The 14362-nt window shown below is 64.7% G+C and carries 11 protein-coding genes; 9 read left to right on the top strand and 2 right to left on the bottom strand.

Annotated elements, in window-relative coordinates; all coding sequences use genetic code 11:
- Positions 1 to 25: 25 nt before the first annotated feature.
- Together VRZ08_RS19205 and VRZ08_RS19210 are read left to right on the top strand one after the other, a co-directional pair.
- The gene (locus VRZ08_RS19205; RefSeq protein ID WP_414533539.1) at positions 26 to 2065 is read left to right on the top strand and encodes a S8 family peptidase; all 2040 of its coding nucleotides are present in this window, start codon (positions 26 to 28) and stop codon (positions 2063 to 2065) included.
- Between the two features lie 25 nt (positions 2066 to 2090).
- Complete coding sequence (locus VRZ08_RS19210) at positions 2091 to 3383, top strand: MBL fold metallo-hydrolase (protein WP_414533540.1); 1293 nt, start codon at positions 2091 to 2093, stop codon at positions 3381 to 3383.
- A gap of 524 nt (positions 3384 to 3907) precedes the next feature.
- Here VRZ08_RS19210 and VRZ08_RS19215 read toward each other — a convergent pair.
- Both VRZ08_RS19215 and VRZ08_RS19220 read right to left on the bottom strand, forming a co-directional pair.
- Positions 3908 to 5083, bottom strand: a complete 1176-nt coding sequence (locus VRZ08_RS19215) for a serine hydrolase domain-containing protein (protein ID WP_414533541.1) — start codon at positions 5081 to 5083, stop codon at positions 3908 to 3910.
- A gap of 116 nt (positions 5084 to 5199) precedes the next feature.
- The gene (locus tag VRZ08_RS19220) at positions 5200 to 6267 is read right to left on the bottom strand and encodes a linear amide C-N hydrolase (RefSeq protein WP_414533542.1); all 1068 of its coding nucleotides are present in this window, start codon (positions 6265 to 6267) and stop codon (positions 5200 to 5202) included.
- A gap of 208 nt (positions 6268 to 6475) precedes the next feature.
- Between VRZ08_RS19220 and VRZ08_RS19225 the strand changes: the two genes are divergently transcribed.
- The 7 genes from VRZ08_RS19225 (at position 6476) to VRZ08_RS19255 (ending at position 14290) form a co-directional block, all read left to right on the top strand.
- Complete coding sequence (locus tag VRZ08_RS19225) at positions 6476 to 8065, top strand: MDR family MFS transporter (RefSeq protein WP_414533543.1); 1590 nt, start codon at positions 6476 to 6478, stop codon at positions 8063 to 8065.
- A gap of 123 nt (positions 8066 to 8188) precedes the next feature.
- Entirely contained in the window at positions 8189 to 9589 is a 1401-nt protein-coding gene (locus VRZ08_RS19230; protein ID WP_414533544.1) for a TAXI family TRAP transporter solute-binding subunit, read from the top strand.
- Between the two features lie 112 nt (positions 9590 to 9701).
- On the top strand, positions 9702 to 9866 hold the full coding sequence (locus tag VRZ08_RS19235; RefSeq protein WP_263991294.1) for a Flp family type IVb pilin: 165 nt from the start codon (positions 9702 to 9704) through the stop codon (positions 9864 to 9866).
- A 292-nt stretch (positions 9867 to 10158) separates the two neighbouring features.
- Positions 10159 to 11709, top strand: a complete 1551-nt coding sequence (locus VRZ08_RS19240; protein ID WP_414533545.1) for a hypothetical protein — start codon at positions 10159 to 10161, stop codon at positions 11707 to 11709.
- Between the two features lie 269 nt (positions 11710 to 11978).
- On the top strand, positions 11979 to 12131 hold the full coding sequence (locus VRZ08_RS19245) for a hypothetical protein (protein WP_199851804.1): 153 nt from the start codon (positions 11979 to 11981) through the stop codon (positions 12129 to 12131).
- A gap of 273 nt (positions 12132 to 12404) precedes the next feature.
- Positions 12405 to 13580: a phage portal protein gene (locus tag VRZ08_RS19250; RefSeq protein WP_414533546.1), complete on the top strand. Its 1176-nt coding sequence runs from the start codon at positions 12405 to 12407 to the stop codon at positions 13578 to 13580.
- 116 nt (positions 13581 to 13696) lie between these two features.
- The gene (locus tag VRZ08_RS19255; protein WP_414533547.1) at positions 13697 to 14290 is read left to right on the top strand and encodes a hypothetical protein; all 594 of its coding nucleotides are present in this window, start codon (positions 13697 to 13699) and stop codon (positions 14288 to 14290) included.
- The last annotated feature ends 72 nt before the right edge of the window (positions 14291 to 14362 follow it).

Consider the following 14362-nt stretch of genomic DNA (forward strand, 5'->3'; position numbering starts at 1 on the left):
AAGGTCGCCAGCGGGAGGACGAGCAATGGCGGGGGACATTGGGGAGTCATGGCCGACGGGCGACGACGACCGTCCGATGCAGTTCTCGCTGCCGGGCGAGATCGTCGAGACGATCCTGCTTGGCCCCGCCGACGATCGCCGCGTGCTGCAGGACTCTCCGCTGCTCGGCGATGTCTGGACCGCTTATGCGCTCGATCCCGGCGCGCGCCAGGACGTGCTGATCACGCCGCACTACAAGGCGACCGCCGCCGACGTCGCCAGCATGATCCGGATCGGGCGTTCGATCTGGAATGGCAAGAACGGCGAGAAGATCAGCCCCTCGACGTTACGGCCGCTTGAATCCGCCAAGATTGCCTATTTGCAGGGGCTGGTCGCCGCGCAGCTCTACTTTGGCGAGGTGCTGTGCATTTTGGTGCCGCTGACACAATGGTGGCGGCAGCCACAGGTTGCCGGCCGGATCGAGAATGTCGCCGACCGCAGAGCTGCGCTGGTCAAGCTGCTGCAGACGCCGCCCGGCGCCACCCGCAAGGCGCGGATTAGCATCGATCTGGAGAATTACTCGTCGTTGGAGCGCTACATCGCGCTCGCGGGATTGATCTTCTGGATCGGCAGGCGTGCCCGCCGCGCCGAGGATCTTCCGCTGCCGGTCAAGGATGGCGAGCCACGCCAGCCGTTGCCGCCGCTGCCTGAGCTGACGGCGGATCAAGCTTTCGCACTCTACGCGCCGTATGCCGAGGAGATCGTCGAACAGGTGTTCGAGGTGTATCCGAAGGTGCAGGAGCATCTGGAGGAGTTGCTCCGCAGCAGCGCCGAGGCGGGCGATCTCGATGACGAGGCGCTTGCCGAGGGCTTCATCTTCCAGGTCTCGCTCAATCGGCGAGCCGACACGGCGCTCGACCGCTCGGTGCCGGCAGTGAAGGCGGATGCGGCGCAGTCGCTGTTCCGCGTGATGTGCGACCGGATTGTCTGGGGCGTGATCGACTCCGGCATCGACGGCAGTCACCCGGCGCTGCAGATGATCGACAAGCAGGCGACGACCGATCCCGAGCATCCCGTGCTCGTCAGCCGGGTCAAGAAGACCTTCGATTTTACGCGCATCCGCGAGATCGTCACCAGCGAGGTCGACGATGTCGAGCCCGCCGTGCTGGCCGAACTGGCAGCCGGAGCTGGGTTGGAGATCGGCTCAGCGAAGGCATGCCTCGAACGGATTTCCGCGGACGCTGAAAACCGGCGCCCGATCAATTGGGCCGACGTTGAAAAGCTGATCACGCTGAAGAACCCAAAGACGCCGACCAATCCGCACGGCATCCACGTTGCCGGCATCATCGGTGCCGATGGCGATTTCGCCGGCTCGGTTTACAGCGGCATGTGTCCGGACATCCGGCTGTACGATTTCCGAGTGATCGGCAAGACCACCGCCGACACCGAATTTGCCGTGATCGCAGCGCTGCAATACATCCGCTACATCAACGAGCGGCACAACTACATCACCGTCCACGGCGTCAACCTCAGCCTGTCGATCCCGCACAATGTGCGCAACTACGCCTGCGGGCGAACGCCGGTGTGTAACGAATGCGAACGGCTGGTGGAGAGCGGCGTCGTCGTGGTCGCCGCCGCCGGCAACCGCGGTTACCAGAAGTTCCAGACGGTCGATGGCCCGTTCGAGAACTACGCAGCCTTCAGCATCACCGATCCGGGTAACGGCGAGGGCGTCATCACCGTCGGCTCGACTCACGGCAACTGGCCGCAGACTTACGGCATCAGCTTCTTCTCCAGCCGTGGGCCGACCGGCGATGGCCGGCTGAAGCCGGATTTGGTCGCCCCCGGGGAGCGGGTGCATTCCACCGTGCTGGATCACGGATGGGCGCCGGAATCCGGCACCAGCATGGCGGCGCCGCATGTCAGCGGGGCGGCCGCGATGCTGCTGGCGCGCTACGAAGAACTGATCGGCCAGCCGCGGCGGGTCAAGCAGATCCTCTGCGCCAGCGCCACCGATCTCGGCCGCGAGCGCAGTTTTCAGGGCCACGGCATGCTGGATGTGCTGCGCGCCTTCCAGTCGATCTGACGCTGCACAAAGGTGGAGCAGGACGATGTATTTCAGTCTCGACGTGCTGAGGGCAAGGCAGGGCGATTGCCTGATGCTGCATTACGGCACAGCGGAGAAGCCCCGCTTGATGCTGATCGACGGCGGCCCCGCCACGGTCTATGCGAAATACCTGAAGCCGCGGCTGCAGAAACTGCGCGCGGCGCGCGAGAAGGCCGAACTGCTCGATACGGCCGACCCGCTGCCGGTCGATGTGGTGCTGGTCAGTCATATCGACGACGACCACATCCACGGTATCCTCGATCTGACCGGCGAGCAGCGCAGTCAGGCCGCCGGTATTCGGTTGGCCGTCACCAGCCTGTGGCACAACAGTTTTGACGACCTGCTATCGACCAAACCGGATGAGCTGGCGAGCGGTTTCGGCACAGCCTCGATCCTTGCCGGTGCGGACACCAACATGTTCGCCGGCGTCGAGATCGGCGAGAGCGAGGAAGAGGCTGCCGCGCAAGCCGTGCTCGCCAGCGTGCCGCAGGGGCGAACGCTGCGCGATGACGCTGCCGATCTCGGCTGGAAGCCGAACCACAAGTTCAAGGGTAAGCTGATCCTGACCGCTCCCGACGCTGCGCCGGTCGACCTCAACGGTGTGACGATCACCGTCGCGGGCCCGCTGCAGGACGAACTGCAGGCGCTGCAGGACATGCACGATCAGTGGCTCCGGCAACGCAAGGCCGACGGCACCCGTCCCACCGCGTCGGCGATGCTTGCGGCTTTCGTCGACAAATCAGTGCCGAACCTGTCGAGCATCGTGCTGCTCGCCGAATGCGGCGGCAAGACCATGCTGCTGACCGGCGATGCGAGGGGCGACAAGATCATCGAGGGGCTGGAGACGTCCGGCAAGCTGGCCGAGAACGAGACGCTGCACGTCGATATTTTGAAGGTGCCACATCACGGCAGCGACAACAACATGGAGACCTCGTTCTTCGAACGCGTCACTGCCGATCACTACGTGTTCTCCGGCAACGGTGACTACGGCAATCCGGAGCGCGCCACCCTGCAGATGCTGCTGGATGCGAGGGGCGTGGCCGACGACTATACGATCCATCTGACCTATTCGATCGACGAGATCGATGCCGGCCGCGAGGCCGATTGGGTCAAGCAGCAGGCCAAGGAAGCGGGCCGGGCGAAGCCGCCGAAAGGCGGCGTGCGGCCGGATTGGTCGGCCGAGGAGCAAGGGCTGGCGGCGTTCTTCGCCGATAATCCGGAGTTGGCTGCCAAGGTGAAGATCGTGGCCGACGGCAAACCGCATCTGATCGATCTGCTTGATAAGGTCGCGGTCTGACAGGGCGGCCGGCGCGGCCGACACCCTATCGTCGCTGGGCCGGAATGCTAAGCCGCCTCCGTAAAACTACGGCTGGGACATTCCCGGACTCGGGATTTGCCCAAATAGAACGCACGCTAGAAGTGTGTCACATAATGAACATCCGCGATGCGGTTCGTCGCGGTCCCCTTCCTTGGGGCGTTTCCTCCCTAGACTTGGGCCCGGGCGCCGAATGGCGACCGGGCCTCTTTATTTGTATTTGTCCTTCAATCACATCGGCGCGCCTGTTTAGAGCGCTTCATCGATTGATTGAAGCGAACTTGGCCTTTCCAAGCGCACTAACGTCCTCATCCTGAGGAGCCCGGCAAAGCCGGGCGTCTCGAAGGATGAGGATCCGCAGGGCTTGCGGCACATGGTTCGATACGGCGCTTCGCGCCTCCTCACCATGAGGTTCTGCAAGCTGCGACCGCTAGGAAGTGCGGTCCTGATTCCGTCGAAATCAGAAATGCTCTAGGTGGCACGAATTCCGCGTGCCCCGAGTACTCTTACGAGGCGAGGCAGCGACGAAATTCCGGCAGCGCACGATGTGTCACCGCCCAGGCCGCATTGTCGACCGCCGCGCCCTGCGACGATAGCTTGGCGATCACCAGCCGATTCTCCGGATCGATGAAGAGATTCTGGCCGTGGATTCCCATCGCGAACATCGTCTTCGGCTGATCATGAATCACGTACCAGCCGCCGCGATAGCTGAAATTCCGGTACGGGAACAATTTCTGCCACTCGCCCTGCCGCCACGCATCCCGGTCGCCGGCCGTCCATAGATCGTCGATCCATGACGGCGGAACGATCGTGCGGCCGTCGCGGCAGCCGTCGTCGAGCATCATCTGGCCGATACGTGCGAAATCGCCTGCGACCATGCTGAAACCGCCGGTGGCGCGCGCCTGGCCGTGCCGGTCTGTGGTGATCGAGGCCGGCCTTTCGGCTCCGAGCGGCCGCCACAACAGGTCGGAGACCAGCGTGGCAAAGCTGGTACCGGTGGCGCGCTCAATCGCCCAGCCGAGCAGATCGGTGTTGGCGGAAACGTAGCGGAACGGCCCGCCATGCGGCTGAGGCTTAATCGAGAGACTTCGATAGAACGCCTTCAGATCGGTAGGCGGCAGGTCCTCAGGCACTGGATCCCACCCGGCGGCGGCCGAATAGGCGCGCTGGGCGTCGAGGTCGATCTGGATGCCGGTCCGCATGTCGAGCATCTGTCGTAGCGTCGCGCCTTGATAGGCGGTGTCTGTCACTTCCGGGATCAGCGTCGTCACTTCGGCATGGAGATTTAGGTGGCCGCGCTCGCTGAGGATGCCGGCGATCAGCCCGGTGATCGATTTCGACGCCGACATGATGATATGCGGCGTCGTCGCGGTGGTGCCGTTGGCGTAGGTCTCAACCGCGATCCTGCCGTCCTTGAGCACGACCAGCGCGTCGGTCTCGGTGGCGGTCAGGAAGCCGTCGAGGTCGAGCGTTCCGCCGCCTTGGGGCCGGACGCGAAAGTCAGCCAAATCGAGCGGTGCCGCGGGCAGGGACCAGATATCGTCCGGCGCGTTGGCGATCGTCTCGGTCGGGATCAGGGCATCGATGTTGCGGAACGACCAGCGACTGAACGGCAGCTCGCGCCAATTGGCGAGCGTGGCGCCGGATCCGTCCTTCGGCGCAGCGAGATCGGAAGGGGACATGCAAACTCCAGGTGGGCACCCGGAGGATGTAGGCGCTAGGCCGCCGACGGTCCATGCTGGCGGCCTAGTTCCCGGCGAGTGCGCCTTGATTCTATCCTATGCTGTCTGCGTTGACCTCACAGCCCTTGAAACTTGAACGGCTCCGACGGTTTGAAGCGATCGTGCACTTCGCCTGAGAAGATGTTGCTTTGGCCGGGGCCGAGGTCGAGCTTCTTCACCGTGCCCTTGTCGGCGGCGAACTCGATCTTGGTGAGATCGACCCAGAACACGTTCGGCGTCAGCGCGGACTCAAAGAAGTACAGTTTGCGCTTGTGGTCGGCGACACTGCGCCAGCGGGTCGAGGAGATGTTCGGTTGGTCGGGCGTCGAGATGCCGAACGGCACCGACGCATTGCGGATCACGCTGAACGCGGCGGCGATCGACTCCACCGGGTCGGGCGTCTTCGGAATCGCTCCGACATAGAACGACGCCCGCGCGAAGCGGTCGGCGGCGCGATTGGTGCCGGGCAGCATCACCGTGCCGCCGATCTGCTGCCAGTATGAGTTCAGCGCGAGCTGCTGATCGAAGGTCGGTGAATTTGTCATCACCTGATATTGCCGGCCGTGATGGATCACCTGCTTGCCGTCGATGTATTCGATGATGGCGCTGTCACCGGAGGCGTCCGACAGCGCCAGGTGCACCGTGGCAAGGCGCTGCTCACCTGGCATCTTGTCGGTGACGACCGTGAACGGTTCCTTCGCCAGCGCCTCGACCGCTTCGGTGACGGTGGCGAAATTGTCGAGCGCATATTGAGGCCACAGCGACAGCGCCAGCCCCGGCTTGGAGCCGTCAAACGGCGGATATTGCGATTCCGCCAGCCACAGCACGTTGGCGACCAGCCCGGCCTCGTTGATGCCGTCCGAAGTCGCGACATCGTAAGCCGACGCGATCACGCTGCCGTAGCGCGCGGTCCATTGGGCCGAATTCGGGCCGGCCTCGCCGGAGCGTTTGATGCCGCGCGGGAAGATCCAGAGATTGGTGCCGATGTCGCGGGCCCAATCCATCGATCGCGCCGTGATCACTTGATTGTCGGCGCCGAGATAGACCAGGCGCGTACAGGCGTCGGCGGCCGGCGGCAATAACAATCCCGCGATGGCAGCTGCGCCGGCGCAGGTGGCGAGGAGACGTCGCTTCAACCCGATCATGCCTGACTCCAATCCCCACTAAGCGGGGGCGTATTTTGCCATGCGGAACATTCCGCCAGTCGCTGATCATATCCCGAGTCCATGGACCGGCAGCGGTACGCGGTGCACCCATGCGCTGACGTTGCTGTCGTTCCAGCAGGGGATGCATTAGTAGGATACATTAGCGATTTCCCCCGCATTGTGTCAGCTGACGAGATTCCGCGCCCGCATGAGCATGTCCGAACGCCAGAGCCGTAAACCTGCGGGCCCGCCCCACCATCTGCTGTCCGACGAAGCCGCCGCCGAACTCTCCAGCATTCCGACCGAAGTGATCAATCTCGGCGACGCGCCGCCGTTGGCGCCGGCCGGTGCGCTGACGCAGGGGGAAGTTCGCGCGATCTTGTTGAGCTTGCTGCTGGCGATGTTCCTCGCGGCGCTCGACCAGACGATCGTCGCCACTGCGCTGCCGACGATCGGGCGTCAGTTCGGCAATGTCGAAAACCTGTCCTGGGTGATCACAGCCTATCTGCTGTCATCGACAGCGGTGGCGCCGGTGTTCGGCAGCCTCGCCGACATCTATGGCCGCCGGGTGATGATCATCGTCTCGCTCAGCCTGTTCGTCGCCGGCTCAGTGATGTGCGCGCTGGCGCCGAGTCTGCTCGTCCTGATCCTCGGCCGTGCGCTGCAGGGGCTGGGTGGCGGCGGCATCATGCCGATCGTGCAGACGGTGATCTCCGACGTCGTCAGCCCGCGCGAACGCGGCCAGTATCAGGCGTATTTCTCGGGCGTGTGGGTGTCGGCCGGGATCGGCGGCCCGATCCTCGGCGGCTTTTTCGCCGAGCATCTGCACTGGTCGATGATCTTCTGGATCAACCTGCCGCTCGCAATCGGCGCGCTGGCGCTGCTGCTGCCGAAGATGGCGAAGATCCCGGTGTATCACCGCCGCCGGAAGGTGGATTGGCTCGGCGGCGTGCTGCTGATGGCCGCTGCGATGGCGGTGATGCTGGTGCTGACCTGGGGCGGCAACCGCTTCGCCTGGCTGTCGCCGACGATCCTGGCGCTATCGGGCGCGGCTGTGTTGCTGGCGGCGAGCTTTATCTGGCACGCGCTGCGTGCGCGTGAGCCATTCCTGTCGCTGCCATTGATGAGCGGGACGGTGGTGCCGTGGGCGATGGCGGGCGGCGCCTTCACCATGGGGGCGATGATCGCGCTGACCGTGCACATGCCGCTGTATTACGAGGCGGTGTACCACCTGACTGCGAGCCAATCCGGCTTGGCGCTGATTCCGATCGCGGCGATTTCGGTGTTCGGCGCGGCGTTCACCGGCCGGGCGATGGTGCACGTCGAGCGCTACAAGCGGATCGCAATCCTCGGTACCGGTTTTGCTGCGTTGATGGCCGCGGCGATCGCTGTTCTGACGCCGCTGCCGCTGTGGCTGTTTCTCACGCTGCTGTCGCTGTGTTCGCTCGGCCTTGGCACGGTGTTTCCGGTCAGCGTGGTGTCGATCCAGAACGCGGTGCCGCGACCGCAGATCGGCACCGCGACCGGCGCGATGAACTTCTTCCGGGCGCTGATGGCCTCGTTCACGGTGGCCGGATTCACGGCGATCCTGCTGATCGCGCTCGGCGGCGACGTGCAGCTTGGCGGCGCCGAGCATCGCCACGTCGTCGGCAGCGTCGGGGCCGCCGAGATGGTCGCGGCGTTCCGCTGGGTGTTCGGCGCGGCGGCGCTGATGCTGACGGCCTCGGCGCTGTGCATCGTCGTGATGGAAGAGCGCAAGCTCGCCGGACCCGAACCGACGCTCGCGCTTTCGGAGTAGGCGCCGACGGTCGGATTTGCCGATACCCCGCAATCGAAAATTGAGTACTCTGCCGCACAACGGCCGTAAGCTCGGCGCAGGGCGTGAGCCGGCGCCGCGCCGGCGCGAGAAGCGGGTGACGGGATGGCATCCCCGGACGGCAGTGGCAGCGAGAGTTTCCGCAAGCGGCGGCGCCGCAATCGCGAGCGTTTTGTGCTGGCGGCGGTGCTGACATTCATTCTGGTTGCGGTCGGCGTGCTCGCCTTGGTGTTCTACGAGTTGCGGCCCGTCAGCCTGAAGATTGCGGTAGGGCCGGGCGGCGGCGACGATCTGAAGCTGGTGCAGGCGCTGGCGCAGAGTTTTGCGCGGGATCGGGCGGCGGTGCGGCTGGTGCCATTGGTGACGGGTGGGGCGACGCCGAGCATCGAGGCGTTTCGCGACCATAAGGCGGACCTTGCGGTGACGCGCGCCGACCTCGACCTGCCTGCCGACGCGCAGGCGGTCGCGGTGCTGCGCAAGAACGTCGTCGTGCTGTGGGCGCCGTCGTCGGCCGGCAAGGGCAAGAAGTCGGTCAAGACGATTGCCGATCTCGCCGGCCGCCGGGTCGGCGTGATCGGGCGGACCCCGGCCAATGTCAAACTGTTCGACATCATTCTGGCCGAGTCCGGCGTCGCGCCCGACAAGGTCCAGAAGGAGCAGTTCGCCACCGGCCAGCTCGCCGAGATGGCGCGCGATCCCGCGCTCGATGCGTTCCTGGCGGTCGGGCCGCTCGACAGCAAGATCACCGGCGAAGCGATCGCCGCGACCGCGAAGGCGCGGGGCGAGCCGCGGTTCCTGCCGGTCGATGTCGGCGACGCTATCGCCAAGAAGTATCCGATCTACGATTCCGAAGAGATCCCGGGCAGCATCTTCTCGACCCAGCCGGCGCGGCCCGAGGACAAGGTCGACACCGTCAGCGTCAACCACCTGATTATCGCGCGGCAATCGCTGTCCGCCGTGACGGTGACCAAGCTGACCCGGCAGATCTTCGCCGCCCGGCAGCAGATCGCCCGTGAGATGCCGCTCGCCGGCAAGATCGAAGCGCCGGACACCGAGAAGGACGCGGCGCTGCCGGCCCACCCCGGCGCCGCCGCGTTCATCGACGGCACCGACCGCACCTTCATGGAGCGCAACAGCGACTACATCTGGGGCTTGGTGCTGCTGCTGTCCGGCCTCGGTTCGGCCGGCGCCTGGTTCCGCAGCTATCTGACCCGCGACGAGCGCGAAGCCGGCGCCAAGATGCGCGACCGTGCGCTGGCGATGGTCGCCAAGGCCCGGAAGGCGGAGTCACTCGAGGCGCTGGACGCCTTGCAGCACGAGATCGACAAGATCCTGCGCGACACGCTGGATTGCTACGACGACGGCGCGATCGAAGACCTCGAGCCGTTCAGCCTGGTGCTGGAGCAGTTCCACCACGCGGTGCTCGACCGCCGCGCCGCGCTGAGTGCTGCCGGTCCCGGGCTGGTTCCGGCTGATGCGGCGGCGCTGCCGGCCGCCCGGGCCTGATCGCTCGCAGTAGCGGGATGCCGTCAAGATTCCTGTAACTTGTCACCTCTACGGTTCCAGCCGGCTCCGGAAGAACCCGAGGGCGATGTGGTCGCGAACCCAGGAGAGTGCCGTGCGACGTCTGATTTCCCGCTTCTGGGCTGACACGCGCGGCGCCACTGCGATCGAATATGCCATGATCGCCGCGGGCCTCAGCATCGTGATCGTCGGCGTGGTGACGACGCTCGGCAACAGTCTGGCGGGTAAGTACACCTCCGTCAGCGAGGCGATGAAGTAACTCTCGCTCTCCGCCCCGTTTGGTCGGCGGGATGTTGGGGGCCGCCGGCCTTCCAATTTTCGAGTGTCGGTCTGCGTCAGCCTGATCAGGCTTCGCTGAAGTCGGATCGCGCGTGAGCTGTCAGCAAGCTCTCATCACGCTGCCGATCACCGTCTCATCCTTACCGAATGCTTAACCTTACGAGCCGGAGGCGCCGGTGCCTCGTCGGACGCCGCGATGGTTAACCGCTTCTTCGGCGTTCACGGCTAACCGTTTGGGTTCGTCGTCCGACAGCCAACCAAAGGTCTGAAGCATGCGGCTCGCCGGCACATCGGCCTTAGGCGATGCACGATCCGGAACGGGATCTTGGTCTGCCGCCGATCCGTCGGGCGAACCGCTGGCCCGGATTCTCCTGACCTTTGCCGTCGCGCTCGGGGCGACCGCATTCTCGCCGCTGCTGCATATCGCCAGTCCGGTTCTCGCTATTGCGGTCGAGACGCTGATCGCGGTTGCGATCGCTCTGCTGATGCCGGCGCAGGGGCCGGTGATCGCGATCTTCGTGCTGATGTTCCAGAACGTCTTCGTCTCGCTGTATTCGTCGCTGCTGACGGACCCGTCCGAGCTCGAGATTCTAAAAGGCTATAACTTTCTGATCTGCGCGGTGATGTGGCTGGTGGCGTTCGTGCAATCGATCCTGTCACGGCGATCGCCCGGTTTGAACCGCATGCTGCTGGCGAGCACCGCCGTGCTGGCGGTGATGGGGATCTACTTCGTGATCGGCCTCGGCCGTGAGCCGAAGGCATCGGCGATCTATCTCCGCAACATCGGACTGCCGCTGCTGCTGTTCCAGCTCGCGCTGCTGGCGGCCGCGAACCATCGGATTCGGGTGACGCCCTATCTCGTCATCATCGCGGTGATGATCCTGATCTGCGGCGCCGTCGAATTCCTGTTCCGCGATACCTGGCTCGCTCTCACCAATGGGCACGCCTACTGGCGGCTCGAAGAGATCAAGGCGGCGAAATCTGGCGTCTGGGAGCGCGAGATGCGCACCACCGGAAAGGTGATCGTCGGTATCAAGGATCTGTTCGTCGTCGACTTCTTCAACACCTCGCTGCTCAGCGGTCTCGGCCTCGGCCAGATGCTGCGGCTGTACGGACCCAATATCAGCCCGGTCAGCTTCGCTTACGGAATCGGGTTCTTCTCGCTGTTCCTGTTCGCCATTGGGCGTGCCGGTCTCGGTGCGTTAGCGTTCGTGTTGATGCTGCTCTGCGGCGTCAAAGGCGCGGCGATCATGGTGCTGTTCGTCGGGGCCGCGTGGATCGGGACGATCGTGATCGGCCCGGTGCTGGTTCTGCTCGGCGCCATCGGGGTGCTGGCGGTCTATGCCGTGTTGGTGATCCACAGCGGCCTCAAGATCGGCGATTATCACGTGATCGGTCTGATGGGCGGATGGAACGGATTTCTGGCGGCGCCGCTGGGGCGCGGGCTGGGATCCGGCGGCAACCTCACCGAAGGATTCTCAGGCATCAACTGGCAGGCCGCGCAACAGGCCGGCGCGGTCGAAGGCGCCGCCGAAAGCTCGGTCGGCGTGCTGCTGTATCAGATGGGTGTGGCGGCTCTGGTTCCGCTCGGCTTCTACGCGGTCGCGGCGTGGTGGTGTTGGCGGCTCTACGCCCGCTCCGGCATCCTGCTGCTCGGCATGGCTGCATTTGGCATCCTGGTGGTGCTGACCAACGGCCTGTTCCAGGAAGAGGCGCTGTTCGCTCCGCCGGCGATGGGCTTCATGATGCTGCTGGCCGGGCTGTTGCTCGGCAGCCAGATCCGCCAGGAGCAAATGCCGGGATCAGTGACTTTAAGAAAATAATCCTTGACAGCGTCACACTGCCCCGGTAGCTTCCGGTCATGCTCCACAATTGGGTTCTGACGGCCCCGCTGAAAACGTTTCGGCGGACAGGCGACCGCGATGGTCGTGGCCTCGAACGCGGTCATTGCGGCGGCACTCACCGTAGCTGAGCCGCGCGATCGAAGTTCCCGCGTCGCCATTTGCCAGCCGAACATCTCGGAACAGGATTTTCGATCGTGCGTTGGCGCATCGATAGCAATGTCGATAGCGCTCAACAGCGAGGAGGGGTCATGGCGACTCGTGATGAAGGTCGAATCATCGAAAATCCGGTCGAGGCCCGTCAAGGCGAACGTGGTCCCTCGGTGCTGGCTCTGCTGACAATCAGCACGGGCTTGGCCGTGCTGGTGCTGGGCGTGATCTGGTTCGTGTGGTTCAGGGTGTAGCGGGCGTTCTGCTCAGCACCCTGGTCACATTTTAACACGAAGCGTCGAATAAGCGCCGAGCAAGTCTCGGCGCTTTGCTTTTGCGGGCGACCCGACAGGGCCGGATCTTTGCCGTTTGGAATCGCCACAACGTCCTATCAACTCGGCACATCTCGCGCCGCGCCCCGCAGGACGCTCGCGCCTCAATCGAAGTCCCTCAAATAGAATATGAGCGCTGAAGTGCGAGGCCACTGCTTCGCGCTGAATGCTGCTGCTGAAGCGAGGACGTAAGCGATGTTCGATCGGCTGAAGGCCTTTCTCGCTCCTCCGGAGGTCAAGACCTCGCGCACCGCGACGCTGCTGGCGTTTGAGCGCAGCGGTGTGGCGCGGTTCACGCCGCGCGACTACGCGGGGCTGGCGCGCGAAGGTTATGTGTGCAATGCGATCGTGCATCGCTGCGTCAAGCTGGTGGCGGAGAATGCAGCCGCCTGCGTGTTCGGTGTATTCGACGGCGCGCAGGAGAAGGAGGCGCATCCGCTCGCCGCCTTGTTAGCGCGCCCCAATCCTCGCCAGGACGGCGCTGCGCTGCTGGAGACGCTGTACGCGCATCTTCTGCTCGCCGGCAATGCCTATATCGAGGCAGTGACGCTCGGCGAGGCGGTGCACGAGCTCTACGCACTGCGGCCCGATCGCATCAAACTGATCCCGGGCGCCGATGGCTGGGCGGAGGCGTATGATTACAGCGTCGCCGGCCGCACCGTGCGGTTCGATCAGCATGCCGCGCCGGTTCCGCCGATCCTGCATCTGACGTTTTTCCACCCGCTCGACGATCACTACGGTCTTGCGCCGCTCGAAGCCGCCGCGGTCGCGGTCGACACCCACAACGCGGCGGCGCGCTGGAACAAGGCGCTGCTCGACAATTCCGCGCGGCCGTCGGGCGCGCTGGTGTACGCCGGCCCGGAAGGCGCCGTGCTCAGCGAGAACCAGTTCGAGCGGCTGAAACGCGAATTGGAGCTCACCTACGAAGGCGCCGCCAATGCCGGCCGGCCGCTGCTGCTCGAAGGCGGACTGGAATGGAAGGCGATGGCGCTGTCGCCGAAGGACATGGACTTTCTCGAGGCCAAGCACGCCGCCGCGCGCGAGATCGCGCTGGCGTTCGGCGTGCCGCCGATGCTGCTCGGCATTCCCGGCGACAACACCTTCTCGAACTACCAGGAAGCCAACCGCAGCTTCGTGCGCCAGACCGTGCTGCCGCTGGCGACGCGCGTCGGCAATGCGCTGGCGCAGTGGCTGTCGCCGCAATTCGGAGACGGCGTGCGCCTGGTGATCGATACCGACCGGATCGACGCGCTGTCGCCCGACCGCACCGCGCTGTGGGACCGCGTCACCCGCGCACCGTTCCTCACCCTGAACGAAAAGCGCGAAGCGGTCGGCTATGCGCCGATCGACGGCGGCGACCGGGTGGGGTGAGGATTGGCGGCTCGCAGGCTGCACCTGTTGCCGAAAGTCGCACTGGGATTAGGCAATCCGTATGTCACGATCCGCGAGGCAAGATCAGGTCGCGCGAGCGTGATGTGGCAGGGCGAATGGCAAGTCTGGAGAAGGAAGTGAGGAAGCGGATCTACTTTCAAGATCTGGACGCGGACGGTTGGCCGGAGCCCGGCGAGCTAGCGCCTTACTTCCTGGCGCCGGCCAAAAATCCGTGGGCTCCCGATCCGCACGGAAACGACGAGTTTGGGCTCGAGATTTCGGGATTGGACGGCACCGACGGCCAGCCCGGGATCGATCGGGTCACCGCGCGCCTCACGATGGTGGGCACGCCGGACTTCGGCATTTTCCTGTACTACCGAAAATGGGATGGCCGGATCAGGCAGCCGTTTGATTGTTACTCCAAGGGTGACATGAGCCGGATCAAGGAGTGGTTGCGGACGCTGCAGGGCGATTTGCGGCCGGTCGGTCTGTTTATTCCCTACGCGCAAGCGTGGCCCGCTGTGAAGGAGTTCATGGAGCGGGACGGCGAACTACCGACCAGCATCGAATGGGTCGACGGCAAGGATCTGCCGCCCAGCACCTTTCGCTTTCCGGGCTTCTTCAAACCCGGGCCGGAGCCGCGCGTATTGCGGGATGAAGATATCAACGAGCAGCCACCCGGCGACGGCTTCGGGTATTTGCGCCGCTGAGATGCGAACGCAGAACGTTTCTCTGCTGATGCCGAATAACTGCCGGCGGGTGGACGACTCCCCACGACGCGG

The organism is Rhodopseudomonas sp. G2_2311 (assembly GCF_047501505.1).
Lineage (GTDB): Bacteria > Pseudomonadota > Alphaproteobacteria > Rhizobiales > Xanthobacteraceae > Rhodopseudomonas > Rhodopseudomonas palustris_H.

What these genes read in the sequence shown, in the direction of transcription:
- VRZ08_RS19205 (WP_414533539.1), top strand. Translation starts at nt 26, where the DNA reads ATGGCGGGGGACATTGGGGAGTCATGGCCGACGGGCGACGACGACCGT.
- VRZ08_RS19210 (WP_414533540.1), top strand. Translation starts at nt 2,091, where the DNA reads ATGTATTTCAGTCTCGACGTGCTGAGGGCAAGGCAGGGCGATTGCCTG.
- VRZ08_RS19215 (WP_414533541.1), bottom strand. Translation starts at nt 5,083, where the DNA reads ATGTCCCCTTCCGATCTCGCTGCGCCGAAGGACGGATCCGGCGCCACG.
- VRZ08_RS19220 (WP_414533542.1), bottom strand. Translation starts at nt 6,267, where the DNA reads ATGATCGGGTTGAAGCGACGTCTCCTCGCCACCTGCGCCGGCGCAGCT.
- VRZ08_RS19225 (WP_414533543.1), top strand. Translation starts at nt 6,476, where the DNA reads ATGAGCATGTCCGAACGCCAGAGCCGTAAACCTGCGGGCCCGCCCCAC.
- VRZ08_RS19230 (WP_414533544.1), top strand. Translation starts at nt 8,189, where the DNA reads ATGGCATCCCCGGACGGCAGTGGCAGCGAGAGTTTCCGCAAGCGGCGG.
- VRZ08_RS19240 (WP_414533545.1), top strand. Translation starts at nt 10,159, where the DNA reads ATGCGGCTCGCCGGCACATCGGCCTTAGGCGATGCACGATCCGGAACG.
- VRZ08_RS19245 (WP_199851804.1), top strand. Translation starts at nt 11,979, where the DNA reads ATGGCGACTCGTGATGAAGGTCGAATCATCGAAAATCCGGTCGAGGCC.
- VRZ08_RS19250 (WP_414533546.1), top strand. Translation starts at nt 12,405, where the DNA reads ATGTTCGATCGGCTGAAGGCCTTTCTCGCTCCTCCGGAGGTCAAGACC.
- VRZ08_RS19255 (WP_414533547.1), top strand. Translation starts at nt 13,697, where the DNA reads ATGGCAAGTCTGGAGAAGGAAGTGAGGAAGCGGATCTACTTTCAAGAT.